Below are 25,683 nucleotides of genomic sequence, written 5' to 3'. Positions count from 1 at the left end.
TGTCAACCGCGATCCAGGAAGTCCATCAGCCACTGCATGGCCGGACGCAGCCTGCCGTCCGGGTGCTGGAGGCCGGTGTTGTCCCTCCAGGTGGCGCCGACGATGTAGCCCCACAGGGTGATGCCCGGGACCGAGGGGTGATTCCAGAACATCGTGAACTGCTCCTCCATCACCCGCTTCTGCTGGTTGTCGTCCGCGATGCCGATGTCGTACTCGGTGATGTACACGGGCTTGCCCAGAGAGGCCATCTTGTCGATGTAGCCCTTCACCGTGTTGGTGTTGATCTTGTACGCGTCGTGGGCCTGCGCGCCGAGCGCGTCGACCGGGGCGCCGGCGCCGATGACGGCCCGCGCGATCCGCATGAAGTTGTTGTGGTCGTTCTCGTATTCGATGTTGTTGTAGTCGTTGAGGATCAGGACCGCGTTCGGGCAGAACTCGCGCGCCCACTTGAAGGAGTTCACGATCCAGTCCCAGCCGCTGGCGCCGTCGCCGCCGATGCCGTTCTTGTACGAGGGCGTGGTGTGGGGCGGCGGCTCGTTGACGACGTCGATGTACTTCGTCTTGGGGTAGCGCTCACAGAACGCCTTCATCCAGTCCCGCACGGCCGCCTGCTGCTCCCCCCCGGAGAGGCGACCCACCCAGTCGGGCTGCTGGGCGCCCCACACGAAGACGTGGTGCTTGAAGATGATGTTGTTGTCCTGGGCGTACTTGTAGATCCTGTCGAGCGCGCTCCAGTCCCTGTTCCCGCGGGACCTCTCGACGGAGCCCCACTTGCCCTCGTTCTCGGGCGTGATCTGGCTCCAGTACTTCGCGAAGCCGTCGCGTACGGCGCCGTTGGTCGTGGTGTTGCCGACGAACTTCCCCGTGGGCTCGGGGACGCCCGTTCCGGTGGAGGTGCTGCTCGAGGCGTCTGAACCGGCAGCCCCGGAGCTGCTCGTTCCAGGCTCTCCGGAGCCGCCTGTAGCGGAGCCGTCGCTGCCAGTGCCAGCTCCGCCGGCGCCAGTCATGCCGGCGCCAGTCATGCCGGCGCCCCCACCGGCTGAAGATTGTGTTGAAGCCGGACTAGAACCCCAAGACCACGGACCGCAGGGCGGCAGGGAGGAATTCTTCTGGGGGCAACCCTCCTTGACAGGCGCCGTGACTACATCGAGCAGCTTGCCTGACATGAGCTGGGTGCACACCGCGGGCGGCAGCGAGATTCCGCCGTCAGGTTCTGATGTCCACCCCACCGTTCTATCTGCATCTAACGGAACAAAGCAGCCCATACTCCCGCAGATACCGTCAGCTTCGGTCCTGATCGCCACGTTGACGCTCTCTCCGCCTCGATCGATCGTACAAGACTCAAGGTCCACATCGGCACGCTCCGAGCTCGCGAAGCACGCTTCTACATCGAAACATGAGCCGTTTTCTTTGCTGCTGCCGCCGCCGAAGATCAGCGGGGGGGCATAGCTAGGCAGCAACGACGAATTCACGTTGCGAGGGCGACAAGTGCCGGCTATGCAGGTGAGCGTTGGATCCTCACAGGTCGTCTCGACACGGCTGTTCTTTACCTGACCCGACCCGTCACAGAGGAACTGAAGAGGTATGGGAAGCATCGCGATGCGGTCCGCCGGGACGGTGGTGACCACCTCGCGAAGTACGCGCACATCACCATCTTTGCCGCCTCGTCTGGCGCTCACGCGGATTGTAACCGGCTCGGAGGAATCCTTCGGGGCGAGCAGGCCGAGTGTCGCAGGTAGCTTGATCGCCGCCGCCGAATCGCCCAAACCTTCGAAGTCCTGCGCATACTTGGGGACACCGTAAATCAGGACCTCAACCCGAATCGCATCGATGTCCTTGGGCAACGACATGTCCGTCTGCACCACGATCATCAGCTCGCCGCGCGATGGCACGGAACAGTCCGACGTCGCCATCGCTGCCGCGAGAACCGCGAACCGCAAGAATGCAGTACGGATTATTGCACTCATCATTCCCCCTCCGAGCGAGAGTCCGGCCGTTTCGGCCGGCAGTATATAACATGTGCTATAGCACGTATACTCCTAGCGAACACACACGGTGGCGGATGGATCGACACAATCGGAGCTATCCTGGCACACACAGTCGCCACTTACACATTGACCAAATCCACCGCAATCTGCATTACTACGACAGGACGACTGTACCATGCAGTACATATCACCAACATCGTTGACGCCACCACATTCCATTCCTTCAGGGCACCCGTCGCTGGATAGGCACCACGTTGCACACTGCCGCCACCCTTTGATGGGCATGCAGCGTCTGTCAAACGAACTGCCTACACAATCGCCGTCTTCACTACACTGAGGTGGAGTGCATGCTCCGTTGTAGCACCCGAAGTTCGTCGGATAGGCAGCCGAAGGGCAGTTGCTCTGACCGGGCGAACAACAATCTGATTCAGTGGAGCATCCTTTAGTGCACTGCCCATAGGACGGCACACTTCCACCGCCTCCTGTGCCGCCACCTTCCCCTGTCGCACCGATCCCTGTAGTCGCACCTGATCCGCCCACCGCTTCGGAGCCGCCGGCGCCCACTGTAGAGCTCGATGTAGCGCTCTCTGACGTAGAGGTCGACGCCGCCGAGCTTCTAGAACCCCAAGACCACGGACCGCAGGGCGGCAGGGAGGAGCTCTTCTGGGGACAAACCTCCTTGACAGGCGCCGTGACTACATCGAGCAGCTTGCCTGACATGAGCTGGGTGCACACCGCGGGCGGCAGCGAGATTCCGCCACCAGGTTCTGATGTCCACCCCACCGTTCTATCTGCATCTAACGGAACAAAGCAGCCCATAGTCCCGCAGATACCGTCAGCTTCGGTCCTGATCGCCACGTTGACGCTCTCTCCACCTCGATTGACCGTACAAGATTCAAGGTCCACATCGGCACGCTCCGAGCTCGCGAAGCACGCTTCTACATCGAAACATGAGCCGTTTTCTTTGCTGCTGCCGCCGCCGAAGATCAGCGGGGGGGCATAGCTAGGCAGCAACGACGAATCCACGTTGCGAGGGCGACAAGTGCCGGCTATGCAGGTGAGCGTTGGATCCTCACAGGTCGTCTCGACACGGCTGTTCTTTACCTGACCCGACCCGTCACAGAGGAACTGAAGAGGTATGGGAAGCATCGCGATGCGGTCCGCCGGGACGGTGGTGACCACCTCGCGAAGTACGCGCACATCACCATCTTTGCCGCCTCGTCTGGCGCTCACGCGGATTGTAACCGGCTCGGAGGAGTCCTTCGGGGCGAGCAGGCCGAGTGTCGCAGGTAGCTTGATCGCCGCCGCCGAATCGCCCAAACCTTCGAAGTCCTGCGCATACTTGGGGACACCGTAAATCAGGACCTCAACCCGAATCGCGTCGATGTCCTTGGGCAACGACATGTCCGTCTGCACCACGATCATCAATTCGCCGCGCGACGGCACGAGGCAGTTCGCCATCACGGCAGACGCTGAGAGCACGACGAACATCAACACAGAGCGATACGCCGCATTCATTTTCACCCTCGACGAGAAGGCGATGAGCACATGTAGAGAGATTGCCTCCGTCGAACTAGCCAGCATCAGCAGTCAACACAATAACTTGTTTACGAACGATGCAGCAGATTAACTCCGTTAGCTGCAGATGGCACGACTAGACATGCTAACATGGGGAGCCGCGCTCATCGTCGCCCCCCGAACGAGAGCTGAACCGTCCCGGGTGGCAGTGTTCCTTGTACAGCCGGCTCCTGCTCCGGCCGAAAGAGTAATATTGCGCCGACTACTGCCCCCGCAGTCACGATGGCGCCCCCACCAATCCAGAGCCACGTTGATCGGGCAATGGAGAACGGAACGGGGTGCAGGGTCACGTTAACGGTTCGGAGCTTGTCGTCTTGGATCAAGATCTCGGATTGATATGGGACCATGTCGGGCCTAGTGACCTGGAGTGAGTGACCGCCACTTGGTAGCTTCCCCTCCCACCGGCCCACCCCTGCGATCTTGCCATCAATTAGGATCGAGTCTCCTGATCCTGCGTTGATCAACAACCGACCTTCATGTATCTCTTTCTCGAGATTTACATTGAACACAACATCGCTTCCACCTGCAACCTCCAAGGTGTGCACGCGCTCTTTAAACCCCGGTTTCGAAACGCGAATTCTGCGAAGACCAACGTCGAGCAGTACAGGCTTTGCGAGTGGTGTCACACCAACGTTTTCCTCATCGATAACGACAGATGCGCCATCCTCGTTTGATGTAATCTTGAGCGCGCTCACGAAAGCCTGAGCCGTCTCTGCGAGATCAGTGGCGTCCTTCCTGTCCTGCGCGGTAAGTAGAGGTGAAGGATCATTCACGAGTTCGCGCAGGTGTGAGAGCACACGCGTGTATCGTCGTAGATTTTTTTCACAAACCGCCATGTTCCAGAGCAGGCGGGGGTCTTTGGACAGCTCATAGGCGCGACGAAATTTAATGAGCGCACCGGCATAATCGTTATCTAAGTACAATGTCTTTCCAGCGTCATATTCGTCCTTCGCTACTCCTGTCAGAGACTCAGATAACGTTCTTGGCTTCGACGCTTTCGGAGTCGTATAAACTGGCTCCTCTTCATCCTCATATTGGGCACGCGCATACGAGGCTGACAGGAACGTTGCGAGCGTACAGGAAGCAACACCATACATGAGCCGATGTCTATATCCCATGGGTCCTCTACACGCCGCTCGCGCTACTTGATGTTGACGTCAAGTTTGCCCTTAGAAATGCTCGGTGTCGTTTCTGAATGCTCATTCAGCGAGGAAGTGGACGGCGACTGAGCTGAGCTTGCCCTGGATCCACCGGATTTAGGACCTGTGTGTCGCGGGGGTCTCCCCACACGAGCAGCAGAGGCCTGCACGGAGGGGGCCTCTATGGGGGGCGTACTAGCGGATGAGCTTACTGAAGGCGGTGTAACAACGGCGGGCTCCGCGAGCGGTTCGGTGGCCGACAAGGCTGACGTCTTCGCTCGAAGCGCTTCCGCCATTGTCTTCGCGCGACGAGCCTCCGCCGCGACCGATCGCGCGGATTCGTCCCGGTGGCTTATCACAACGAACAGAACGAGAACGACCACGGGTATGCCGAGTGCGATGAGGATGCCGATCAGGACAAATGGAGCTCGGCTACGTGAGTTCGCGCGCTGTTGCCTCGACGAGGCCGAGGTTCTCCGCGTGGCTGAGAGGGCAGTAGATACGTCGCTGTTTGCTCCGGGTGTGCTTGACGTCGCAGTGACGGGCGGTGTGCCTTGGTTCATTCCAGTTGGAGAATCATCACCGGCTTCGGTGGGTTGCACGGCGTAACCTGGAACGGTAGACGACACTCCAACTGTGGTCGGTACGGTGACCGGCAGCTCTGGGGCCGAAGCCGTAGGCGTCGCTTTAACGGTGAGAACGCGCGATACGCGTTCGGCATAGATGCGCGCTAGCCCACTCGCGTAGGGAGCAAGCGCAGCTGCCAGCTCAGCGACATTGCGCCATCGTTGATCTCGATCTCGCTCGAGGCACTTCAGGATCACTGCCTCGAATCCAGGCGGTGCGTCTTTGCGGAACTCGCACAACGGCGTCGGCTGCCCGAAGAAGACGCGCGAGCAGAGTCCCTGCATAGTATCGGCATCGAACGGTGTCCGCCCGGCAACGAGCTGGTACAAGATGATGCCGAGTGCCCAAATATCGCTACGCGTGTCGACGTCTCTCGACGAGTTCATCTGCTCGGGCGACATATAGAGCGGCGAGCCGAGTGCCTGTGAATCAGCCGTGAGGGTCAGATCGCCGATGAGCTTCGAGACGCCGAAATCCAGCACTTTGATACAGGACGATCCGCTCACGTCCTTCGTCAGGAAGAGGTTCGCTGGCTTCAAGTCGCGATGTACGACCCTCGCGGCATGCGCCTCACCTACCGCCTCGCAGGTCTGGAGGATGTACTCGATTGCCTCCGCGAAGGGGAGCTGTCCTCGCGCATGGAGTAAGGCGGCGAGATCCTGGCCTTCTAGAAATTCCATGGCGATGTACGGCGCAGCGTTCTCATTAGCGCCGACGTCGAGCACTCGGGCGACGTGTTGGCTCCTGAGGCGCGCGGCTGCGCGCGCCTCGCGCAGGAACCGTTGGCGTTGCTCCGGGCCGGCCGCCCTGCCGGGCAGCATAAGCTTGAGCGCGACGAGTTGACCGAGGTCCACGTGTGTCGCCGCAACGACCACCCCCATGTTCCCTGCACCGAGGACGCGCTCGACGCGGTACTTGCCCGCCACGATGTCGCCAGGCCGAACAGAGCCGTCGTTCATGGACGCCATGAGGTCCCAACGGCCCGGCGAGGTCAAGTGTACGAAGCATATCGGACTCACGGAGCACGGATGGCGCTCTGTCCAGCCTGCGATGATCTGTCAGTTAGTAAGGATCTTCCTGACTTGCCAGAGTGCAGTATTTGTGAGTGTCACTGGAGGCCTGCGGTTGGTCGGTCCCTCCTCCTCTTCCGTGGACACCCCCGAAGGCACCGGGAGACAGGGATGGGACGGAGAAAGAGGCGGGCGTTCACGCCCGAGTTGAAGGCGGAGGCGGCACGGCTGGCTAAGGCGGGCGACCAGAGCATCAGCCGGGTGGCGAAGGACCTCGACCTGACGGAGACGGCGCTGGGCGACTGGGGCAAGCGCGCGGACATCGACGCGGGCCACGGTGTCACGGACCGCCCCATCGGATCGCGCCCGGACCGGCCAAGTGGATCGCAGGCAAGCCCCGCTCGGACCCCGCGAGGAGCGGGACGCGGTGCTCGCTCACGTCAAGGGTCCGCTCCGCGGAAATCCTAACAGATTCGGGCCCTTAACGTGAGCTGCGCGCCGCGCGGTGGAAGGGCAGGCACGAGGTCCGGGCGGGAATTCTTGACCGCTCCAGTCGTGATCCGTTCTGCCGATCGGGTCGTGGTCCATGAGGCCGGGCTCTGACAGCCACGGCCCGTTGGGGCGCTGACGACGCCGGAGTGTGAGGAACTGCAGCGGCTGCGCCGCGACGTGAAGCGGCTGGACCGAGACGAAGACCTGACCGCGCTCGTCGCTACGCTCCGGTCCACGTCACGCCGGACTGGGCCGTCGCGTTGCTCCGGAACGAGTTGTCACGTCCGTCGGAATACGCACTCCGCGACCCGCAGGGTCAGTCACCGATCCAGGAAGTCCATCAGCCACTGCATGGCCGGACGCAGCCTGCCGTCCGGGTGCTGGAGGCCGGTGTTGTCCCTCCAGGTGGCGCCGACGATGTAGCCCCACAGGGTGATGCCCGGGACCGAGGGGTGATTCCAGAACATCGTGAACTGCTCCTCCATCACCCGCTTCTGCTGGTTGTCGTCCGCGATGCCGATGTCGTACTCGGTGATGTACACGGGCTTGCCCAGAGAGGCCATCTTGTCGATGTAGCCCTTCACCGTGTTGGTGTTGATCTTGTACGCGTCGTGGGCCTGCGCGCCGAGCGCGTCGACCGGGGCGCCGGCGCCGATGACGGCCCGCGCGATCCGCATGAAGTTGTTGTGGTCGTTCTCGTATTCGATGTTGTTGTAGTCGTTGAGGATCAGGACCGCGTTCGGGCAGAACTCGCGCGCCCACTTGAAGGAGTTCACGATCCAGTCCCAGCCGCTGGCGCCGTCGCCGCCGATGCCGTTCTTGTACGAGGGCGTGGTGTGGGGCGGCGGCTCGTTGACGACGTCGATGTACTTCGTCTTGGGGTAGCGCTCACAGAACGCCTTCATCCAGTCCCGCACGGCCGCCTGCTGCTCCCCCCCGGAGAGGCGACCCACCCAGTCGGGCTGCTGGGCGCCCCACACGAAGACGTGGTGCTTGAAGATGATGTTGTTGTCCTGGGCGTACTTGTAGATCCTGTCGAGCGCGCTCCAGTCCCTGTTCCCGCGGGACCTCTCGACGGAGCCCCACTTGCCCTCGTTCTCGGGCGTGATCTGGTTCCAGTACTTGGCGAAGCCGTCGCGCACGTTGCCGTTGGTCGTGATGTTGCCGACGAACTTCCCCATGGGCTCGGGGACGCCCGTCCCGGTGGAGGTGGTGCTCGAGGCGTCCGAACCGCCGCCGCCCTCGTTCGACCCGCCGGTGCCGGCGCTGGTCGTGCTCGCGCTGGTCGTGCTCGCGCTGGTCGTGCTCGCGCCTGTCGTGCTCGCGCTGGAGGTCGTGCTGGCGCTGGTGGTGGTGCCGGTGCTGCCCGCCGCCCCCGCGCCGCCGCCGCCGCCGTCGCCACCCCCATCGCCTCCATCACCGCAGGCAGCGAGCGCCGCGATTCCGAGCGCGATCCAGGCCGAGTTGCAAAGCCATCGAGAAGAGCGGTTCTTGTTCACGTTGGACTTCCCCTTCAGTGATTGGGTAAGTTTTTGATACGCGCAGTATTTTCAGGGCAGTCGGATTGGAACGGTGCCAGTGCGCGTGCCAATCGCACCAGCGCTCGTGTGCCCGGCGCGGGTAGGGCCTGACCGCTGCGTCGGCGAGCGAGGTGTCGCGCGTCGGCGGCGGCCAAACGAACGGAGTCGACGCCGCGACCGATCCAGAAAATTCCCGGTTCGCATAACGGCCCTGCTGAGCAAGCCTTAAGGACGATTTGAGATGTTAACGATCACAAAGACTAAGTCAACACTATTTACTTAGTCAGTGGTCTCGAACACCGACGGCTGGCGGGGCTCCTCCGGAGCGGCGCGTCACGAGGGGGCTGCTCGGGGGGCGCGTTAGAGCGGTGCGAGAGCGGCGCGGGTCAGCGGGTCACCCCGAGCGCGGCGGCGCCGAGCATGACGCCGGCGAGCGCGGCGCCCTCGGCGCGGCCGATCCATTTTGGTTGACATCGGCCATGTTAACGTTCACAACGGTTCCTGGTATCCTTTCGCTTCGCGCTGGGTAGACTCGTGTGCGCCCGGGCCCTTCGGCCCCGAGGGCTGCATCGACAGCGATGCATCGGCGCCCGCGCTGGGCCGGCCATCGAACCGCGTCCGAAGGGACAGCAGGAGAGGGAGAAGAGCATGCACCGCCAGAACCACGTGTCACGGAGGGCGCTCCTGGCCATCTTGGGCGCACTATCCATCGGCGCCGGCTGCTCCCGCGGGGAGAGCGAGGCCGACGGCGCCGCGCCGAAACCGGCATCGGGCACCGAGCCCGCGGGAAAGAAGCCGAAGAAGCTGTCCGAGATCGTGGTCGGCTTCTCGCAGACGGGCGCCGAGAGCTCGTGGAGGGTCGCGCACAGCAAGTCGATCCAGGAGGAAGCGGAGAAGCGCGGCGTGCAGCTCCTCTTCGCCGACGGCCAGAACGTGCACAACAACCAGGTCAACGCCGTCAACGGGTTCATCACCAAGGGCGTCGACGTCATCGTCATCGCGCCGCAAGAGTCCGTGGGCTGGAAGCCGACGCTGAAGGAGGCCAAGCGCGCCGGGATCCCGGTGGTGCTCACGAGCCGGGGCGTGGACGCCGAAGAAGATCTGTACGCGACGGTGATGGTCGCGGACTTCGTCTGGGAGGGGCGCCAGGCGGGCGAGTGGCTCGCGAAGCAGACGAACGGCAAGGCGCGCATCATCGAGCTCGTCGGCACGCCGGCGGCGGACGTGGCGGTGATGCGCAAATCCGGCTTCGCCGAGGCCATCGCGAAGCATCCGGACATGAAGATCATCGCGAGCCAGAGCGGCGACTTCACGCGCACCAAGGGCAAAGCCGTGATGGAAACGCTGCTCTCGGCCCACAAGGGGGAGATCAACGCCGTCTACGCCCACAACGACGACATGGCGCTCGGCGCGATCCAGGCGATCCAGGCGGCGGGGTTGAAGCCCGGGCAGGACATCGTGGTGGTCTCGGTCGACGCCGTGAAGCCGGCCTTCGAGGCCATGGTGGAGGGGAAGCTGAACGCGACGGTCGAGTGCAACCCCCTGCACGGCCCCCTGCTCTTCGACACCATCGAGAAGATCGTGCGCGGCGAGGCGGTGCCGAAGCGCACCGTCGTCCCTGGCCAGGTCTTCGAGCGCGAGCAGGCGGCGGCGACCATCGGCTCGCGGGCCTACTGAACCTACGGAAGAGGAGCCGGCGCCGGCGCGCTGACGCGGCGGCGCGAGCACCCCCACGCACGTGAGCCCTCTGATCGAGCGGCCCTCACCCACGGAGTAGCAGCCGCATGCCTGGTTCGAAAGCGTTGCTCTCCGTCGAGGGCCTCTGCAAATCCTTCCCCGGCGTCCGCGCGCTGCACGACGTCCACATCGAGGCGCACGCGGGCGAGATCCAGGCCCTGATGGGGGAGAACGGGGCCGGCAAGTCGACGCTGATCAAGCTGCTCACCGGCGTGTATCCCCCGGACGCGGGGGCCTTGCGGCTCGACGGGACGTCGATCCGGCCGACCTCCCCCCGGCACGCAGAGTCGCTGGGGATCAGCGCGGTGCACCAGGAGATCAGCCTCATCCCGCACCTCTCCATCGCGGACAACATCATGCTGGGCCGGCAGCCTCGGCGCTTCGGCCTCATCGACCAGCGCGCCGTCCGCGCGAAGGCGCGCCAGGCCCTCGCGCGCCTCTCGCTGGACCTCGACGTGTCGCGATCGGTGGCGTCGCTCTCCACCGCGCTGCAGCAGATGGTCGCGATCGCCCGCGCGCTCGCCGTCGACGCCCGGCTCCTCATCCTCGATGAGCCCACCTCCAGCCTGGATGAAGCGGAGACGCAGCGGCTCTTCGACGTGATGCGGCGGCTGAAGGCGCAGGGGCTGGCGGTGCTCTTCGTGACCCACTTCCTGGATCAGGTCTACGCCGTCAGCGACACGATCACGGTGCTCAGGAACGGGTGCCTGGTCGGGCAATACGCGAGCAGCGCGCTGCCTCACCTGGCGCTCGTCCAGGCGATGCTCGGCGTGGAGCTCGGCGACGAGGACAAGGCCGCGAGGGGCGGCCCCGCCGGCGCCGGCGAGGACGCGAGCGCCGCGGAGCCGGTGCTCGCCGCGCGCGGCCTCGAGCGGAGCGGGGTCGTCGGGCCCATCGATCTCGCGCTGCGGCCCGGCGAGGTGGTGGGGCTCTCGGGGCTGCTCGGCTCGGGCCGGAGCGAGACCGCCAGGATGCTCTTCGGGATCGAGCCGGCCGATCGCGGCGAGCTCACGGTCGACGGCCGCGGGATCGACATCAAGACGCCGCGGCGCGCGATCCGGGCGGGCCTCGCGTACTGCCCGGAAGACCGCAAGGTGGAGGGCATCGTCCCGAACCTCTCCGTGCGAGAGAACCTCGTGCTGGCCTTGCAGGCCTCCCGCGGTGCGCTGCGGGTGCTCCCGCGCAGCGAGCAGGACCGGCTGGTCCAGCACTACATCAAGGCCCTGAGCATCAAGACGCCGTCCCCGGAGACGCCCGTCAAGCTGCTCTCGGGCGGCAACCAGCAGAAGGTGCTGCTCGCGCGCTGGATGGCCATGCAGCCACGGGTCATGCTGCTCGACGAGCCCACGCGCGGCGTGGACATCGGCGCCAAGCTGGAGATCGAGGCGCTGGTGCGGTCGCTCGGCGAGAAGGGGGTCGCCACGCTCTTGATCTCGTCGGAGCTCGAGGAGATCGCGCGCAACTGCTCCAGGGTGGTCGTCCTGAGGGACCGCAAGCAGCAGGGCGAGCTCGCGGGAGCGTCGGTGACCCCTTCGTCGATCATTCAGGCCATTGCTCAGCACAAGGAGGCGCCGCGCGATGCTCGAGAAGATCGCTGAAGCCGCGCGCACGAACGCGAGCCCCATGGGCATCGGGATCATCCTCGTCACCGGCGCCGCCGGCGCCCTGCTGCTCAGGCGCGGCCGCCGCGAAGCCTGGCCTTTGCTCGGCCTCCTGGCGCTCCTCCTGTTCAATTTCTTCCTGTCCAAGAACTTCTTCTCCATCGTCGAGCGCGACGGGGCGTATTACGGGACACCCATCAACCTGCTCAACCAGGGCGCGGAGGTGATGCTCCTCGCCATCGGCCTGACCATGGTGATCGCCGTCCGCGGCATCGACCTGTCGGTCGGCTCGGTCATGGCGCTCTCCGGCGCCACCTGCGTCATCCTGATGAAGGACGCCGGCTACGGGCCGCTCGTCGCGGCGCTCCTGTCCCTCTCGATCGCCGGCGGCGTCGGCCTGTTCAACGGCGCGCTGGTCACGTCGCTGAACATCCAGCCCATCGTCGTGACGCTGATCAGCATGGTCGGCGTCCGCGGCATCGCCATGCTCATCACCCGCGCCGAGCCCGTGACGCACGTGGACGCGACGTTCGCGTTCATCGGCAACGGCCACGTCGGCGGCCTGCCGTTCTCCATGCTGCTGGTCGCCGCCGTGTTCGTCGTCGCCGCGCTGCTCTGCCGGAAGACGGCGCTCGGCCTGTTCATGGAGGCGATCGGCGACAGCGAGCGCGCGAGCCGGCTCGCGGGTGTGAGCGACCGCCGCATCAAGCTCTGGCTGTACGGGTTCTCCGGCCTGTGCGCCGGCATCGCCGGGCTCGTGGCCGCCTCGTACATCTCCACGGCCGACCCCGATCGCGTGGGGCGCCTGCGGGAGCTGGACGCCATCTTCGCCGCGGTGATCGGCGGCACGGCGCTCACCGGCGGGCGCTTCTACCTGGGCGGCACGCTGATAGGAGCATTGCTCATCCAAACCCTCTCCACCACGATGTACATCCAGCACGTCCCCTCGGAGATCGAGCCGATGCCCAAGGCCGGCGTGATGCTGGTGAGCTGCCTGCTCGTCTCGGAGGAGTCGCGCCGGCGGCTCATGGCGCTGCTCGGGCTCAAGCGGGGGCAATAGCGATGCGGAGCTTGGATCGGCGAGATGTGCCGCTCGTCGCGACCGCGGTCCTCCTGGTCGCGCTGTACGCGGGGGTGCTGGTCGGTTACGAGTCGGCGCGCAGCCTGCGCTTCCTTGTCGACCTGATCAAGGGCAACGCGGCGATGGGCATCTGCGCGGTGGGCATGACGTTCGTCATCCTGTCGGGGGGCATCGACCTCTCGGTCGGGTCCGTCGTCGCGCTGACGACGGTCGTCGTGGGCACGCTGATCACGGGCGGTTGCCATCCGCTGCTCGCGTTCTGTGTCGGCCTCGCGGTGGCGGTCTCGTTCGGCGCGATGACGGGGTACCTGATCCATGAGTTCTCGCTGCCCCCGTTCCTGGTGACGCTCGCGGGCATGTTCTTCGCGCGCGGCGCGGCGTTCCTCGTCAGCATGCAGCCCATCGGCGTCGATCATCCTGCGCTGGACTGGATCGTCGATGAGCTCGGCTTCAGCGTGGCGATCCCGGGCCTCGGCCGGACCTGGGTCCCGGCGACGGCGCTCCTGTTCTTGATCGTCCTCGCGATCGGCGTGGTCCTTCACCGCAGCACGCGCTTCGGCCGGAACGTCCTGGCCATCGGCGGGGACAGGCAGGCTGCGCTGCTCATGGGGGTGCCCCTGGGCGCCACGACGGTGGGCCTGTACGCGTTCAGCGGTCTGTGCGCGGGCCTCGGCGGGGTCACCACGGCGCTGATCGACAGCGCCGGAAAGCCGAACATCGGCGCCGGGCTGGAGCTCGAGGCCATCGCCTCGGTGGTGATCGGCGGGACGCTGCTGACCGGGGGTGCCGGCAGCGTCGTCGGCACCGTGATGGGCGTGATGATCACGGGCATCGTGCGGGCGGTGATCAACCTGGATGGGCGGCTGCCGTCGCCGTGGCACCACATCAGCATCGGGCTGCTGCTGCTCGGCTTCATCGTCATGCAGCAGCTCCTGATCCGCTCGGCCCCCGCGGCCAGGGGTGGTGAAGCGCGGTCTCATCGATGATGCAGGAGAGCGAGGAGCGATAGAATGGGCGAGACGAAGCGAATTCTGGTCGCCGGGGCGACGGGCAAGGTCGGCCAGGCGTTCATCCGCAGGTTCCTGTCCGACCCCAGGTTCGAGGCATGGAAGGTCCGCGCGTTGTGCCATAACCGCATGCTGAAGCCGACGGCGCGCATGGAGGTGGTGCGCGGGTCCATCGAGAACAGGGCCGTGGTCGACGAGGCCGTGGACGGCGTGACCCACGTGCTGCACCTGGCGACCTGCAAGGAGACGCCCGAGAGCATCATGGACGTGGCCATCAAGGGCATGTTCTGGCTGCTCGAAGCGTGCCGCGTCAGCACCGCGTTCGAGCAATTCATCCTCATCGGGGGCGACGCCGGGATGGGTCACTTCTTTTACCCGCACCCGGTCCCCGTCACGGAGGCGCAGAAGCACAGCGCCTACCCGGGTTGTTACGCCCTGTCCAAGGTGCTCGAGGAGGTCATGCTCGAGCAGTATTACATCCAGTATGGCATGAACGGGTGCTGCCTGCGCGCGCCGTGGATCATGGAGAAGGACGACTTCAAGGCGCAGCTCTCCTTCGGTGACGACGTGTTCGGCGGGCCGAGGTGGCGCGATCTGGTCGGGGCCGAGGCGGCGGATCGCTACGTCCGCTCGGGCGCCGTCCCCGTGATGCTCGACCCCGACGGCGAGCCCGTGAAGCGCAACTTCGTGCACGTGGAGGATCTGGTCGCCGCGATCCTCAAGGCCATCGACCACGAGAAGGCGCGCCAGCAGACCTTCAACATCTGCATGGATGAGCCGGTGGACTACGGTGAGCTGGCGCGTTACCTGGAGACCACGCGGGGCCTGCCGAGCGTGCGGGTGAAGACGCCGTACCGCTCGACCTGGCTGGACAACACCAAGGCGAAGTTCCTGCTCGGCTGGCGGCCGCAGTACGACCTGGCGCGGCTCACGGACGCCGCCTTCGACTACGTGCGCGCGCCCGAAGACCCGCGGGTCACCTGGTATCCCGGTTGACGAGCCCCGCGGCCGCGCCGAGGCTGCGCGCCGTGCGCCCGCCGGCGGCCGCGGCGCCGTAGCGCGCCGTCACGAGGCGGGCCCTCCCACCAGCACCGTCGCCTCGCGCCCAGGCGTTCGCGCGTAGGCCTCCACGACCGCCTGCCCCACCCGCGCCGCGCAGCCGCGCTTCACCAGGGCCACGATCGAGCCGCCGAAGCCGCCGCCGGTCAGCCGGGCGCCGAAGACGTCCGGCTGCGTCCGCGCGCTCTCCACCAGCGCGTCGACCGCCGGCACCGACACCTCGAAGTCGTCGCGCATCGACCGGTGCGACGCGTCGAACAGCTCGCCCAGGCGGCCGAGATCCCCGGCGCGGAGCGCGGCCACGGCGGCGAGCACCCGGGCGTTCTCGGTGACGACGTGGCGCGCGCGCCGGTCGAGCGGCGCCGGCAGCGACGCGATGCGCCGCTCGGCGGCCGCGTCGACGTCCCGGAGCTGCGGCACCCCGAGCAGCGCCGCGGCGCGCTCGCACTCCGCGCGCCGCGTCTTGTAGTCGCCGCTCGCGTGCTGGTGCGCCACCCCCGAGTTCACGACGAGCAGCTCGGCCTCGGCGGGCAGCGGGATGCGCTCGAACGCGAGCGTCCTCGTGTCGATGAACAGCGCGGTGTGCTCGTCGGCGAGGCTCGCGGCCATCTGATCCATGTTCCCGACCGGCGCGCCCACGAAGTCGTGCTCCGCCGCGTGCGCGACGCGGGCGATCTCCACGTCGTCGATGGAGAGGTCGAGCATCTGCCGCAGGGCGCGGGCGAGCGCCACGAGCAGCGAGGCGCTCGACGACAGGCCGCTGCCGAGCGGCACCGACGACTCTATCCTTGCGTCGAAGCCCGAGATCGACACCCCCCGTCCGCGGAGGACCGCGGTGATGCCCTGCACGTAGTCGAGCCACAGGCCGCCGCGCGACTCCTCGCCGACGCGGAACCAGCGCTGGCCGCCGCGATTCACGCTCATGGTGGCGACGTGGACTTGCCCGTCGCCCCGCGGCGCGATCTCGATACGCGTCTTCTGCGGGATCGCCGTCGGCAGCACGTACCCGCCGCTGTAATCGGTGTGCTCGCCGATCAGGTTCACGCGCCCCGGCGCCTCGGCCACGACGTTCGCCGGACGGCCGAAGATGGCCTCGAAGCTTTGCCCCTTCATCGTCATCGCGGCGCTCCCGTGTTCACGTTCACGTGGAGAAGAAAACCCAAACGGTTCCGAGACGTCAAGCTTCGACCACGGGACCTGCGCCGGGCCGATAGAACATTCTTATTCTACGCGATCTGCCGATCTCCAGGCCCACGCGGCCGCATTGGGGTGCTGACGCCCCCTCGTGGGCGCACCTCATCGCCTGGTCCATGGGGCCGCCCAGGCTTGTCGCACGGACGAACGAATCGATGTTGACATCCAGATTGTTAACGTTAACATATGGACCTCGTACTTCTGCTTTGCCCTGAGGGGATCGTCATGCATACCGGCATCATCGCCGTCGGGACCGGGTCCGCCGCCGGTTCCGAAAGGCTCCACCTGCGCATGCTCACGAGCATCAGGACCACCGTCGCCAGGTTGTGCCTGATGGCGGCGTTCTCGCCGCTCGCGGCGTGCGCGTCGTCCTCCTCGACCGCCGCCCCGGCGCCGGAGACCGCGGACGACACCGGCAAAGCGGCGGCCCCGCTCACCGCGCCGGCGGCGCCGCGCGGCCCGATCCTCGACACGCACATCCATCTCTACCAGGTCACCCGGCCAGGCGGCGTCGTTTGGCCGGAAGCCAAGCAGAAGCCGATCTACCGCGACGTGCTGCCCGACGAGTACCAGGCCATCGCGATGCAGAACGGCATCGTCGGCACCGGCGTCGTCGAGGCCAGCCCCGTCGTCGAGGACAACTTCAAGGTCCTCGACATGATGAAGGGCAACGGCTTCTTCAAGTTCCTCGTCGCGCAGCTCGAGATCGGCTCGCCGACCTTCAGCGCCGATCTGGCGCGCCTCGCCGCCGACCCGCGCGTGGTCGGCATTCGCGGATTCCTCTGGAGCCCGAAGCTGACGCTCGACGAGAAGCAGATCGCCTCGCTGCAGGAGCTCGCGGCCAAGGGCATGACGCTCGACATCATCAGCCGCGGCGCCTTGAACCCGAAGGACAAGGTCGAGGCGCTCGCGACCGCGGTGCCCAAGCTCCGCATCATCATCGACCACCTGGCGGGCGCGAAGGGGTCGACGCCGGATCCGGCCTGGGTCGAGGCGATGCAGCGGCTGGCCAAGCACCCGAACATCTACATCAAATTCTCGTCGTTCTTCGACATGTACAACCCGGCCGCGACCGAGGACGATCCCTGGAACGCGCCGACCGACCTCGCGGCGTACAAGGCGCACTTCGACGTGCTGATGAACGCCTTCGGCGAAGACCGGCTGATCTGGGGCAGCAACTGGCCCGTGGTCGACATGGGCGGCAGCCTGGCCTCGGAGATCGCGATCGCCGAGGTTTACCTCAAGGAGCTCGGTCAGGGAGTGCGCGACAAGGTGATGTACACGAACGCACAGAAGTTCTATGCGCGCCGGCCCTGAACAGCGGCGCCACGGCGGAGGCGGCGGTCGCCCCGACCACGGGTCGTAGAGCGACGCCACGTCGCTCCGCGCCGGCCGTTCGACGCGGCCATGTACCTTTTCTCGCCGAACGAAGCGGCCCGGCGTCGGAGCGCGCCGTGAGCGCCGCGAGTGAACGAGGTCGCTCCGCGAGGTGATGACAGCATGAAAGCCCTGACGATCACCGGTCCGTCGGTCGCACAGGTGACCGAGATCAGCGAGCCCAGACCGGCGCACGACCAGGTGTTGGTCCGCGTGCAGCGGGTCGGTCTGTGCGGCTCCGACCTGAACACGTTCCTCGGCAAGAACCCGATGGTCACGTACCCTCGGGTCCTGGGTCACGAGGTGGCCGGCACGATCGTGGAGCTCGGCTCCGGCGTCGAGGCGGACTGGCGCGTCGGCACCGACGTCACGTTCACGCCGTACACGGCGTGCGGCGTGTGTCCCTCGTGCTGGGCGGGGCGGCGCAACGCCTGCCGGAACAACAAGACCATGGGCGTCCAGCGCGACGGCGCGCTCACCGAGCTCGTGGCCGTGCCGTACCAGAAGCTGTTCACGTCACGGAAGCTGAGCCTCACCGAGCTCGCGCTCGTCGAGCCGTTCTCCGTCGGCTTTCACGCGGCGGCGCGAGGGCGCGTCGAGGCCGAGGAGACCGTCCTCGTGATGGGCTGCGGCGGCGTGGGGCTCGGCGCCATCGCCGGCGCGGTGAGCCGCGGCGCGCGCGTGATCGCGCTCGACACGCAGGAAGAGAAGCTCGCGCTCGCCAGGGCGCTCGGCGCGCGCGAGGCGGTGCAGTCGAACGCCGATGCGCGCGAGCGCGTCATGGACCTGACGAACGGCGACGGCCCGGACGTCGTGATCGAGGCCGTTGGCGCGGTCGCGACGTACCGCGACGCCGTGGAGTGGGTGAAGTTCTGCGGTCGCGTCGTGTACATCGGGTACGGCAAAGAGCCGGTGAGCTACGAGACCAAGCTGTTCGTGATGAAGGAGCTCGACATCCTCGGGTCGCGCAACTGCATGGGCGAGTTCTCGGACGTGATCGCCTTCTTCGAGCGGCGCACGTTCGACGCGAACATCCTGATTTCGAAATCGATCCCCATCGAAGGCGTGCCCGACGCGCTCGCCGACTGGGCTGCGCACCCCGGCCGAACGGCCAAGATCATGGTCGGCCTGTCGTGAGCGCGCGCGGCGCGGCGCCTCCCCTGAACGGATTTCGGACGACGACGATCCAAGAGCCCTCTGCTCGAGGGCGAGCTGCGACTTCAAACATCCCCTCATCGTGAGCGGCCGGAGCGCTGACATGGGCAATCCGATCCTTCAATTCGGTACGAGCCGGTTCCTCCAGGCTCACGCGGACCTCTTCGTCTCGGAGGCGCTCGGCGCCGGCGACGCGCTCGGGGCGGTCACCGTGGTGCAGACCACGTCGAACCCCGACAGCCGCGCGCGCATCGACGCGCTGCGCGCAAAGGGGCGTTATCCCGTGCGGATCCGCGGGCTGCGGCGCGATGAGGTCGTCGATACGACGATCGAGTGCAGCTCGATCACGGAGGCGCTCGACGCGAACACCGACTGGCCGCTCGTGCGCGAGCGGTTCACGCGCGACGCGCGCGTCGTGCTCTCGAACACGAGCGACAGCGGATACGCCTGTTTCCACGAGGACACGGCGGCGTCGCTCGCGCCCGGCGCGCGCGCGCCGCGCGGGTTCGCCGCGAAGCTCGTCGTCCTGCTGCGCGCGCGCTTCGAGGCGAGCGCCGCGCCGCTCACGCTGCTGCCTTGCGAGCTCGTGTCGAACAACGGCGACACGCTGCGCGCGCTCGTCGCCGGCATCGCGCGCCGGTGGGGCGCCGACGCCGACTTCCTGCGCTACATCGAGCGCACGTGCGTCTGGGTGAACTCGCTCGTCGACCGGATCGTCTCCGAGCCGATCCGCCCCGTCGGCGCGATCGCCGAGCCCTACGCGCTCTGGGCGATCGAGCGGCGCGAGGGCATGGTGCTGCCGTGCCGGCATGAGGCGATGGTCGTGACGGACGACCTGCCCCATTACGAGCGCCTGAAGCTGCTGCTCTTGAACCTCGGGCACACCTACCTCGCCGAGCGCTGGCAGACGGACGGGCGCCCCGCCGACGAGAACACGCGGAGCGCGATGCGCGATCCGGCCTTGCGCGCCGACCTCGAGGCGCTCTGGCGCGACGAGGTGGTGCCCGTCTTCGACGCGCTCGGCAAGGGCGCCGCCGCGCGCGCCTACCTTGACGAGGTGCGCGATCGCTTCGAGAACCCGTTCCTCGATCACCGGCTGTCCGACATCTCGCAGAACCACGGCGAGAAGAAGCGGCGGCGCTTCGCCCCCGTGGTCGAGCTCGCGCGCGAGCTCGGCTTGACGATCGAGCAGCCCCGGCTGCACCTGGCGCTCCGCGCGAGCAGGGAGGCATGCAGATGAGGAAGATGCGTTGGGTCGTGCTTTTGCTGTGCTTTCTCGCCGTCGCCCTCAACTACATCGATCGCGCCAACCTGGCGGTCGCGGCGCCCCAGATCGAGAAGGCGCTCGGCATCGGCCCTGCCCAGATGGGGCTCATCATGAGCGGCTTCTTCTGGACCTACGCGCTCATGCAGATGCCGTTCGGCTGGTTCATCGACCGCGTGGGGGCGCGCAGCGCGCTGCCGTTCGCCGTCGGCTGGTGGTCGCTCTTCACCGCGGCGACGGCCGGCGCGTCGAGCGTCGCGGGGATGTTCGGCTGCCGGCTCTTGCTCGGCGCCGGCGAGGCCGGCGCGTACCCGGCCTGCGCGAAGCTCGTGAGCCAGTGGTTCAAGCCGCGCGAGCGCGCCCTCGCGACGGGCATCTTCGACAGCGGCGCGCGCGTCGGCTCGGCGCTGTCGATCCCCCTCGTCGCCCTCATCGTCGACACGCTCGGATGGAAGGCGGCCTTCATCATCACGGGCCTGCTCGGCGCGGTGTGGATCCTCGGGTGGGTCGTCATCTACCGCGGCCCCGCGCACGGCGACATGACGGGTGAGACCGACGTCGTCCACGCGGCGCCCGCCAAGGACGCGCCAGGCGGCGTGACGTGGGCGTCGCTCTTCCGCCACCGCACGCTCTGGGGCATGATGCTCGGCTTCTTCTGCCTCAACTTCACCAACTACTTCTTCATCACGTGGTTCCCGAGCTACCTCGTGCAGACGCGCGGCTTCTCGCTCAAGGCGCTCGGCACGCTCGGCATGATCCCCGCGCTGATGGCGATCCCGGGCGGCTGGATCGGCGGCTTCGTCTCCGACGCGCTCTATCGCCGCGGCTTCAGCCTCACCGCCGCGCGCAAGACCTGCATGGTCGGCGGCATGCTGATGTCGTCGGCGATCACGCTGTCGGCGCTGACGTCCGACATCACGCTGATGCTCATCTTCTTCGGCGTCTCGTACGCGAGCCTCGCGTTCGCCGGCGCCAGCGTCTGGTCGCTCCCCGGCGACGTCGCGCCCACGCCGCGCCACGTGGCTTCCATCGGCGGCATCCAGAACTTCGCGTCGAACCTGGCCGGCATCGTCATCACGACGTTCACGGGCGCGATGGTCTCGCTGACCAAAGGCTCGTTCACGATCCCGCTCGTCGTGGCCGGCGGCTTCTGCCTGCTCGGCGCGTTCAGCTATCTCGTCATCGTCGGCAAGATCGAGCCGCTCCGGCTCGACGGCGAGCGCCGCGAGGCGGCCTAGCCTCAGAGGGTGACGCCCCGCTTCCAGAGCGCGATCTCGCGCTCGTCGTTCTCCTCGGCGCGGGTCTTCCGGCCGGAGGCGGTGGCCAGCACCAGGTCCATCAGCCCGTCGGCGGCCGCGTCCATCGGTTCTCCCGAGGCGACGCGGCCGGCGTCGAAGTCGATCCAGCGCTGCTTGCGCTGGGCAAGGCTGGAGTTGGTAGCGAGCTTGAGGGTCGGCACGGGAAAGCCGAGCGGCGTGCCCCGGCCGGTGGTGAAGAGGATCACGGTCGCGCCGGCGGCGGCGAGCGCGGTGGACGAGACCGCGTCGTTGCCGGGGGCCTCCAGCAGCGCCACGCCCGGCTTCCCGCGGATCTGGCCGCCGTAGCGGACCACCTCGGACACCCGGGCGCGGCCGGCCTTCTGCACGGCGCCGAGAGACTTCTCCTCCAGCGTGGTGATGCCGCCGGCGATGTTGCCGGGCGAGGGGTTCTCCGACACCGGCTCGCCGTGGGCGATGAAGTAGCGCTTGAAGTCGTTCACCACGCCGACGACGTCCGCATAGACCACCTCGCTCTCCGCGCGGGCCATGAGCAGGCGCTCGGCGCCGAAGATCTCCGGGATCTCGGTGAGGATGGCCGAGCCGCCGGCGGCGCAGACCATGTCGGCGATGCGGCCCACCAGCGGGTTGGCGGTCAGCCCCGAGAAGCCGTCCGATCCGCCGCATTTGAGGCCGATCACCAGGTCGGAGACGGGGCAAGGCTCGCGGCGGTCCTGCTCGGCGACCCGGACCAGCGCTTCGACGGCCTCGAGGCCCGCTTCGAGCTCATCCTCGGCCGCCTGGGCGTCGAAGGACCGCAGGCGCTCGCGATCGAGCTGCGGGGCGCTCTCGAGGAGCATGCCGAGCTGGTTGTTCTCGCAGCCCAGGCCGATGATCAGCGCGCCGCCGGCGTTCGGGTGGCCGGCCAGGGCCGCGGTCATCCGGCGGGTGGCCTCGAGGTCGCCCCCGAGCTGCGAGCAGCCGAAGGGATGGGTCAAGGCGTAGACCCCGTCCACCCGGCCCTTGAAGCGTCTGTCCGCCTCGGCGGCCACCTTCTGCGCGGTGCGCGCGACGCAGCCCACCGTCGACAGGATCCAGATCTCGTTGCGGGTGCCCACCCGCCCGTTCCTCCGCCGGTACCCCAGGAAGGTGCGGTCATCGGTCGCGGCGAGGGGCTCCGGGCTCGTGGGCTCGTAGGTGTAGGTGTCGAGGCCGGAGAGCGCGGTGGCCAGGTTGTGCGTGTGCACGTGGTCGCCCGGCTGGATGTCCACGGTCGCCCGCCCGATCGGCCAGCCGTACTTCCGCACCGGCGCGCCGGCGGCCACCGCGCGCAGCGCCACCTTGTGCCCGGCCGGGATGTCGGCGCGGGCGGCGATCGCCTCGGCCACCGGGTCGCCCGCGGCCAGGCCGCGCACGGCGACGGCCACATCGTCTCGAGGATCGATCCGCAACAGCGAGGCTGCCAAGCTCATCATCACCCCTGGGTACCGGTGTGTCATCCGCGCGGCCATCCCGCGCGGCGCCGCACGCGCGAGCGCCACGAGGGACGATGATGCCCAGACCGATGGCGCTGCGCCAGCCTCGATCCGAGCGCTCTTCTCGATGTGAAATCCGCGCTCAGAGACCCAGGACGCCGATCATCTTCTCGGCGTAGCGGGTGCCCAGGGTGACCAGCGCGTCGTGGCCGAAGTGGAGATTCCACGTGTCGGCAGGATCGATGGCGAGCCCTTCCGCCGAGACGACGTGGGCGTTGGCGATCAGCCCCGGGAGCTGGCCGACGAGCGAGTTGTGCCTCGCGCACGACCCCGAATAAAGGAGCTCCCCCGCGAGGAACGGCACATCGCCGAGACCGAGGTCCGCGCGCAGGTCGGAGACGAACGTCTTCACCTTGCCGGGCCACGCGGGGTCGCCGCAGTTCGACTCGCCTTGATGGAACAAGATCCCTTCGATCACGCCCCCGGCCTCCTGCGCCGCCTTCGCGCGCGAGAGGATCCAGTTCCACTTGCTCCCCCCCGCCTTCATGAACGTCTCCACCTTCTCCCCGCTGAGGGCGGACGGGACGAGGCCAATGCTGTCCTGGGCGGGGTAGCGGTCGAGGATGGTCTTGGCGAAATAGTCGCCGGGCCCGATCGCTCCGTTCCAGCACTCGTGGAGCGGCGGGGCAGCGATGTCCCACTCGCCCTCGACGCGCCCGGTCGCGGCGCAGTCGTCGAAGCCGAGGACCTTGATGCGGGGATTCTCCACCTTGTCCGCGTTCGAGGCCTTCGGGTACCCGGCCATGTTCGATTGCCCGAGGAGGAGGAAGACATGAAACACGGGCTCGGCCGGCGCTCCGCCGCCGGTCCCGCCACCCGCGCCGCCGACGCCCGAGGCCTCTCCGCCTCCCCCGCCCCCCGCGGACGCCGAGGACGCCGAGGACGCGGCATCGGAAGGCGCGCCGCCCGACCCGGTGCCCGCCGCCGAGGTGGTCCCGGAGCCAGCGCCGACAGAGGCGCCGCTCGTCGCGCCAGCCCCGCCGGTGCCCGCGGGTCCGGTCGCTCCGGCCGAGACGTCCGCTTCGCTACAGGCAAGCGCCCCGATCAGCGAGAACGCGACGCACGAGGGGATGAGCCCGGGCGTACCTCGAAGGATGCTTTTCATAAGAGAATCTTCCCCAGCCGACCCGTGTCCTGGGCAAAGCCAAAGCAGCGGCCTGGGCGATATGTTAACGTTAACAATACCCGTGTCAATTCCAAACGGCGCACCGGCATCGAGCGGGCGCCGGGCCGAGCTGGAGGCGCTCCTCGGCGACCCGAGATGCCCGCAGCGCGAGGGCTCTACCCCCCGAGCGCCCGCGCGAGCGCGCCTCTCAACACCGACGCTGCGTCCTGCTCCTCGCCCCGCGCCCGCCACGCCACCACGCCATCGGGTCGCACCAGCAGCGCCCCGCGCCGCCCGATCCCCGCGCGCCGCTGCCAGCGATCGCGCTCGTCCTCGAAATCGACCCCTGCGCGCAGCGCGCCGAGGGGCGCCCCGATCGCGCGCGCCGCTTCGCCCCACGCCGCTGCGTCGCGCCCGGCGAGCAGCGAGAAGCGCCCGTCGATCAGGTCCAGCGTCGACACCCGCTCTCCGTCACGCACGATCCACGCGTGCGGCATTCGCGTGCCCGGGCGGCCGTCGAGCCGGAAGCGCGCCGCGCGCCCATCCGCCGTGATCGCCGCGGATTCTACTCGGTATCCGACGCCCAGCAGCTTGTGCCAGCGCCCCGGGCTCGGCGGCGTTCGGCCGGTCAGGCGCCCCCAGATCGAGCGGCGATCGAGGCCGAGCGTCTTCGAGAACGCGGCGCGCGCCATGAGGCCCTGCTCGTCGGCGTTGTTCGCCGAGTCCTCCGCCGCCACGACGGCGACGGGCCGGCGCTCCGCCTCGTACGTGTCGAGCAGGGCGGGGCGCGCCTCGCCGCGCAGCACGAACGCGAGCTTCCACGCGAGATCGTGGGCGTCGGCGACTCCGGTGTTCGCGCCCATGCCGCCCCAGGGAGGCATGAGGTGCGCGGCGTCCCCCGCGAGGAAGACGCGCCCGACCCGGTAACGATCGGCGACGCGGGCCGCCGACTCCCACGGCAAAACGCTCTCGATCCGGATCGGCACATCGCCCGCGCCGAGCGCCTTTCGAACGAGCGAGGCGCAGCGCTCGGGCGGGTAGTCCTTCGGCGACTCGCGCGCCGGGTCGTACACCAGGTGGAACACCCAGCGCGCGCGGTTGTCGATGGCGGCGAAGAGGCCGCGCACCTCGGGGTGGTGGACGATCGCGAGGCTGAACTCCCGATCTCGGACGAAGTCGGCGAGATCGGCCTCGAAGAGGACGTTGAGCAGATGGCCCAGCGAACCGCGGCCGCTCGTGGAGATGCCGAGCGCCTGCCGCACCGGGCTCTTCGCGCCGTCCGCCGCCACGAGGTAGCGCGCGCGGACGCGCCGCGTGGCCCCCGTCGTCCGGTCGCGCAGCACGGCGCGCACGCGCTCGCCGTCCTGCTCGAACGAGACGAGCTCGGTCGAGAACGAGAGGCGCGCGCCGCGCTCGCGGGCCGCGGCCGCGAGCACCGGCTCGAGCAGATCCTGCGTGATCCGGCAGGCGCGCGTGGGGCTCGCCGATCCGAGCCCGATCTCACGCCCGAGCAGCGCGCGGAAGAGCCGGCGCAAGAGCTTGCCGAGGGGCGCGTCGATCGCCTGCGCGAGCGTCTCGCCGAAGAGGAAGCCCAGGTGGATCGGCGTCTTTTCGCCCGCCTCGCGGATGGCCGGCTCGAGGCCGAGCTCGCGGTAGAGCTCCATTGTGCGGGCGTTCACGCCGCGGGCGCGCGGGTGGATCGACGTGCCCGCGTGGCGCTCGACAAGCGTCACGTCGACGCCGTGACGGCGCAGGAACAGCGCGGCCGAGAGGCCGACGACGCCTCCACCGACGATCAGGACGGGGACCGGCGGCTCGCTCTCGGTAGGCTCGTGATCCATGCCTTCACCTCGCTCGCAGGGTGGCGGTGCGCAGCGCGAGCCCAGGCCGGCGCGCGCGCTTTTCGGGTGAGCGCGCGGCGGTGATGGTCTACGGTTGGACTCGGCAGTCCAACAAAT

General features: G+C 67.6%; 18 protein-coding genes and 1 pseudogene. 11 read left to right on the top strand and 8 right to left on the bottom strand.

Annotated elements, in window-relative coordinates; all coding sequences use genetic code 11:
- Nucleotides 1-2: 2 nt before the first annotated feature.
- The 3 genes from WME83_RS48890 to WME83_RS48880 form a co-directional block, all read right to left on the bottom strand.
- The gene (locus WME83_RS48890; protein WP_437316573.1) at nt 3-1,007 is read right to left on the bottom strand and encodes an endo-1,4-beta-xylanase; all 1,005 of its coding nucleotides are present in this window, start codon (nt 1,005-1,007) and stop codon (nt 3-5) included.
- A 2,663-nt stretch (nt 1,008-3,670) separates the two neighbouring features.
- Nucleotides 3,671-4,363: a PEGA domain-containing protein gene (locus WME83_RS48885; RefSeq protein ID WP_437316572.1), complete on the bottom strand. Its 693-nt coding sequence runs from the start codon at nt 4,361-4,363 to the stop codon at nt 3,671-3,673.
- A gap of 344 nt (nt 4,364-4,707) precedes the next feature.
- Entirely contained in the window at nt 4,708-6,291 is a 1,584-nt protein-coding gene (locus tag WME83_RS48880; protein ID WP_437316571.1) for a serine/threonine protein kinase, read from the bottom strand.
- Between the two features lie 222 nt (nt 6,292-6,513).
- Here WME83_RS48880 and WME83_RS48875 point away from each other — a divergent pair.
- Nucleotides 6,514-6,681 (top strand): annotated as a pseudogene (locus tag WME83_RS48875) (transposase); the annotation flags it as partial.
- A gap of 473 nt (nt 6,682-7,154) precedes the next feature.
- On the opposite strand, the gene WME83_RS48870 reads toward WME83_RS48875, so the two are convergent.
- Nucleotides 7,155-8,015, bottom strand: coding sequence for an endo-1,4-beta-xylanase (locus tag WME83_RS48870; protein ID WP_437316570.1), 861 nt, complete (start codon nt 8,013-8,015; stop codon nt 7,155-7,157).
- On the opposite strand from WME83_RS48870, the gene WME83_RS48865 reads away from it, so the two are divergent.
- The 6 genes from WME83_RS48865 (at nt 8,014) to WME83_RS48840 (ending at nt 14,776) form a co-directional block, all read left to right on the top strand.
- Nucleotides 8,014-8,370 carry a hypothetical protein gene (locus WME83_RS48865; RefSeq protein WP_437316569.1) on the top strand — a complete coding sequence of 119 codons (357 nt, stop codon included), beginning with the start codon at nt 8,014-8,016 and terminating at the stop codon, nt 8,368-8,370. The genes WME83_RS48870 and WME83_RS48865 overlap by 2 nt on opposite strands.
- A 632-nt stretch (nt 8,371-9,002) precedes the next feature.
- Entirely contained in the window at nt 9,003-10,031 is a 1,029-nt protein-coding gene (locus tag WME83_RS48860; RefSeq protein WP_437316568.1) for an ABC transporter substrate-binding protein, read from the top strand.
- A gap of 107 nt (nt 10,032-10,138) precedes the next feature.
- Nucleotides 10,139-11,689, top strand: a complete 1,551-nt coding sequence (locus tag WME83_RS48855) for a sugar ABC transporter ATP-binding protein (RefSeq protein ID WP_437316567.1) — start codon at nt 10,139-10,141, stop codon at nt 11,687-11,689.
- Nucleotides 11,670-12,752, top strand: coding sequence for an ABC transporter permease (locus tag WME83_RS48850; protein WP_437316566.1), 1,083 nt, complete (start codon nt 11,670-11,672; stop codon nt 12,750-12,752). Before WME83_RS48855 ends, WME83_RS48850 begins: the two co-directional genes overlap by 20 nt.
- 11 nt (nt 12,753-12,763) lie before the next feature.
- A complete protein-coding gene (locus WME83_RS48845) occupies nt 12,764-13,759 on the top strand; it encodes an ABC transporter permease subunit (protein ID WP_437316565.1) in 996 nt (331 codons plus the stop codon).
- A 24-nt stretch (nt 13,760-13,783) separates the two neighbouring features.
- Entirely contained in the window at nt 13,784-14,776 is a 993-nt protein-coding gene (locus WME83_RS48840; protein ID WP_437316564.1) for an NAD-dependent epimerase/dehydratase family protein, read from the top strand.
- 69 nt (nt 14,777-14,845) lie between these two features.
- On the opposite strand, the gene galK is transcribed toward WME83_RS48840, so the two are convergent.
- Nucleotides 14,846-15,958, bottom strand: coding sequence for a galactokinase (galK, locus tag WME83_RS48835; RefSeq protein ID WP_437316563.1), 1,113 nt, complete (start codon nt 15,956-15,958; stop codon nt 14,846-14,848).
- 366 nt (nt 15,959-16,324) lie between these two features.
- Between galK and WME83_RS48830 the strand changes: the two genes are divergently transcribed.
- The 4 genes from WME83_RS48830 (at nt 16,325) to WME83_RS48815 (ending at nt 21,067) form a co-directional block, all read left to right on the top strand.
- Nucleotides 16,325-17,350, top strand: coding sequence for an amidohydrolase family protein (locus WME83_RS48830; protein ID WP_437316562.1), 1,026 nt, complete (start codon nt 16,325-16,327; stop codon nt 17,348-17,350).
- Between the two features lie 183 nt (nt 17,351-17,533).
- Complete coding sequence (locus tag WME83_RS48825) at nt 17,534-18,547, top strand: zinc-binding alcohol dehydrogenase family protein (RefSeq protein WP_437316561.1); 1,014 nt, start codon at nt 17,534-17,536, stop codon at nt 18,545-18,547.
- 121 nt (nt 18,548-18,668) lie between these two features.
- The gene (locus tag WME83_RS48820) at nt 18,669-19,805 is read left to right on the top strand and encodes a mannitol dehydrogenase family protein (protein ID WP_437316560.1); all 1,137 of its coding nucleotides are present in this window, start codon (nt 18,669-18,671) and stop codon (nt 19,803-19,805) included.
- Complete coding sequence (locus tag WME83_RS48815; RefSeq protein ID WP_437316559.1) at nt 19,802-21,067, top strand: MFS transporter; 1,266 nt, start codon at nt 19,802-19,804, stop codon at nt 21,065-21,067. Before WME83_RS48820 ends, WME83_RS48815 begins: the two co-directional genes overlap by 4 nt.
- A 2-nt stretch (nt 21,068-21,069) precedes the next feature.
- Here the strand turns inward: WME83_RS48815 and WME83_RS48810 are convergent, their stop codons facing one another.
- The 3 genes from WME83_RS48810 to WME83_RS48800 all read right to left on the bottom strand — a co-directional run bounded on the left by WME83_RS48810 (nt 21,070) and on the right by WME83_RS48800 (nt 25,566).
- Complete coding sequence (locus WME83_RS48810; RefSeq protein ID WP_437322131.1) at nt 21,070-22,557, bottom strand: UxaA family hydrolase; 1,488 nt, start codon at nt 22,555-22,557, stop codon at nt 21,070-21,072.
- Between the two features lie 145 nt (nt 22,558-22,702).
- Nucleotides 22,703-23,725, bottom strand: a complete 1,023-nt coding sequence (locus WME83_RS48805; protein ID WP_437316558.1) for a sialate O-acetylesterase — start codon at nt 23,723-23,725, stop codon at nt 22,703-22,705.
- Between the two features lie 176 nt (nt 23,726-23,901).
- Entirely contained in the window at nt 23,902-25,566 is a 1,665-nt protein-coding gene (locus tag WME83_RS48800; RefSeq protein WP_437316557.1) for an FAD-dependent oxidoreductase, read from the bottom strand.
- Nucleotides 25,567-25,683 lie beyond the last annotated feature (117 nt).

It is taken from the genome of Sorangium sp. So ce385, assembly GCF_051474135.1.
Taxonomy (GTDB): Bacteria; Myxococcota_A; Polyangia; order Polyangiales; family Polyangiaceae; genus Sorangium; species Sorangium cellulosum_D.
Note: the sequence above shows the minus strand (reverse complement) of the source record. Positions and strands in the feature narration are given on the sequence as shown.

What these genes read in the sequence shown, in the direction of transcription:
- WME83_RS48815 (WP_437316559.1), top strand. Translation starts at nt 19,802, where the DNA reads ATGAGGAAGATGCGTTGGGTCGTGCTTTTGCTGTGCTTTCTCGCCGTC.
- WME83_RS48890 (WP_437316573.1), bottom strand. Translation starts at nt 1,007, where the DNA reads ATGACTGGCGCCGGCGGAGCTGGCACTGGCAGCGACGGCTCCGCTACA.
- WME83_RS48865 (WP_437316569.1), top strand. Translation starts at nt 8,014, where the DNA reads ATGGGCTCGGGGACGCCCGTCCCGGTGGAGGTGGTGCTCGAGGCGTCC.
- WME83_RS48800 (WP_437316557.1), bottom strand. Translation starts at nt 25,566, where the DNA reads ATGGATCACGAGCCTACCGAGAGCGAGCCGCCGGTCCCCGTCCTGATC.
- WME83_RS48870 (WP_437316570.1), bottom strand. Translation starts at nt 8,015, where the DNA reads ATGGGGAAGTTCGTCGGCAACATCACGACCAACGGCAACGTGCGCGAC.
- WME83_RS48840 (WP_437316564.1), top strand. Translation starts at nt 13,784, where the DNA reads ATGGGCGAGACGAAGCGAATTCTGGTCGCCGGGGCGACGGGCAAGGTC.
- WME83_RS48830 (WP_437316562.1), top strand. Translation starts at nt 16,325, where the DNA reads ATGCTCACGAGCATCAGGACCACCGTCGCCAGGTTGTGCCTGATGGCG.
- WME83_RS48810 (WP_437322131.1), bottom strand. Translation starts at nt 22,557, where the DNA reads ATGAGCTTGGCAGCCTCGCTGTTGCGGATCGATCCTCGAGACGATGTG.
- WME83_RS48860 (WP_437316568.1), top strand. Translation starts at nt 9,003, where the DNA reads ATGCACCGCCAGAACCACGTGTCACGGAGGGCGCTCCTGGCCATCTTG.
- WME83_RS48880 (WP_437316571.1), bottom strand. Translation starts at nt 6,291, where the DNA reads ATGAACGACGGCTCTGTTCGGCCTGGCGACATCGTGGCGGGCAAGTAC.
- WME83_RS48820 (WP_437316560.1), top strand. Translation starts at nt 18,669, where the DNA reads ATGGGCAATCCGATCCTTCAATTCGGTACGAGCCGGTTCCTCCAGGCT.
- WME83_RS48805 (WP_437316558.1), bottom strand. Translation starts at nt 23,725, where the DNA reads ATGAAAAGCATCCTTCGAGGTACGCCCGGGCTCATCCCCTCGTGCGTC.
- WME83_RS48855 (WP_437316567.1), top strand. Translation starts at nt 10,139, where the DNA reads ATGCCTGGTTCGAAAGCGTTGCTCTCCGTCGAGGGCCTCTGCAAATCC.
- WME83_RS48850 (WP_437316566.1), top strand. Translation starts at nt 11,670, where the DNA reads ATGCTCGAGAAGATCGCTGAAGCCGCGCGCACGAACGCGAGCCCCATG.
- WME83_RS48825 (WP_437316561.1), top strand. Translation starts at nt 17,534, where the DNA reads ATGAAAGCCCTGACGATCACCGGTCCGTCGGTCGCACAGGTGACCGAG.
- galK (WP_437316563.1), bottom strand. Translation starts at nt 15,958, where the DNA reads ATGACGATGAAGGGGCAAAGCTTCGAGGCCATCTTCGGCCGTCCGGCG.